The organism is Rhizobium sp. P1_E1, from assembly GCF_056406015.1.
On sequence record NZ_JBFUAY010000461.1, the window covers coordinates 1 to 1,705 of the forward strand.

Sequence of the window (1,705 nt, forward strand, 5' to 3'; positions counted from 1 at the left end):
GCCGTAGTGCTTGACGATATCAGTTACTTCGATAATCGGCGTTCGACTATTGACATCAGACATGATCAGCGCTCCCCGGTAACCTTGCGGCGGATGAAATTGTTGAAGAGGACAGCCAGCAGCAGCATCGAGCCGAGGAAGACCTGAAACCAGTCCGAGTCGAACTTGGTATAGGTCAGGCCAATGGAAACCGAGCCGAAGATGATCGCGCCGAAGAAAGCGCCGATCGCCGAACCATAGCCGCCTGTCAGCAGGCATCCGCCAATGACGGCGGCGATAATCGCCTCGAACTCTTTCTGAAAGCCGCGTCGGGCGTCGGTCGAGCCAGCATCGAGCACGGTAATGATGGCGACCAGTGCGGCCGCGCATGCCGTCAAGGCGAACAGGCCGGTCTTCACCCTATGGACAGGGACGCCTGAGTTTCTCGCTGCATTCGGATCGCCACCGGCTGCGAAGATCCAGTTGCCCATGCGGGTGCGCAGGAGCACCCAGGTTGCAGCCAGGGCAAGTGCGACGAACCACAAGACCGACACGGGGATACCTGTGACCTTCGGCATGCCGTTCGGAAATTTGTCGATCAGATCGTGATCTGCGAGCCAGAGGAATACGCTCTTCAGCGCATCGCCGGAAAAGAGCCCGAGCAGCGGACTGTCCTTCACACGGTCGCCGATGCCGCGAAGCTGTGTCGAGCCGCCGGTCGCCCATTTCAGGCCGACGAGCGTCAGGCCACGGAGAATGAAGAGGAATGCCAGGGTCACGATGAACGACGGAAGGCGCGTGTGAATGACGATCTGCCCATTGATCGCCCCCATGAACGCGGCGAAGAGCATCGTCATGACGATGGCAACCGAAAGCGGCTGGCCGAAATTCGTGAGGATGACGCCGAAGATCAATCCCGCAAAGGCCACCATCGAGCCGATCGAAAGATCGAACTCGCCGCCTATCATCAGAAGCGCTGCTGCAATGGCAAGGATTCCTAATTGCGACGCCGGCGCCATGATGGTCATCAGGCCGGAAAGCGAGAACATGGTACGGTCAGCGGTGAGAAAGAAAAAGACGATGACGAGAACAAGGCCCGCCACGGCACCAAGCTCAGGCCGCCGCATCATATGCGTCAGAACACTTACTTGTTTGACGCGCTCATCGGCCTTCGGCGCAGCCGCCGTTCTCTGCTCAAGCGAAGCCATAACTCCTCCCACGGATCATAATTTAGGTAGCGTTGGCGCTGCTCGGCAGCGCGGTCAGTCAGCCAAACCCCCTCCCCCATCAAGGGGAGGAGATTCTGGGAGAATGCCTTTCGGCAATTCCAGTCAGCGAATGCCCTTGGCGGAAAGGTCCACGACTTGGGCGGCCTTTTCCTTGGTGATAAGGTTCGGGCCGGATGGAACATTACCCCCGGGGATAAGCCCGTATTTGGCATAGTTGGCCAAGAATACGACCGGCAGATAGCCCTGCAGGAACTGCTGCTGATCGATCGCGAAGGCTGCCTTACCGTCGGCCACGGCCTTCAGGAAATCAGCTGAAAGGTCGAATGTCGCCACCTTGATCTTGCCGGTCATTCCGACATCCTCGACGGCCGCGAGCGAAGGCTCGCCGGCCGTGCCGGCACCAAGCGCCATGACAGTATCGACACCCGTATTGGAACTCAGCGCCGCCTTGACCTTCGCACGGACATCAGCCGGATCGTTGCTGACCGGTAGAACCG

General features: G+C 59.1%; 2 protein-coding genes. Both read right to left on the minus strand.

Annotated features, from left to right (window positions below; translation table 11 throughout):
• Nucleotides 1-65: 65 nt before the first annotated feature.
• Nucleotides 66-1,187 carry an ABC transporter permease gene (locus AC1D1Z_RS37090; RefSeq protein ID WP_018448921.1) on the minus strand — a complete coding sequence of 374 codons (1,122 nt, stop codon included), beginning with the start codon at nt 1,185-1,187 and terminating at the stop codon, nt 66-68.
• 123 nt (nt 1,188-1,310) lie between these two features.
• Nucleotides 1,311-1,705 (minus strand): substrate-binding domain-containing protein (locus AC1D1Z_RS37095; protein WP_477853801.1); only part of this gene is annotated, 395 nt, incomplete at its 5' end.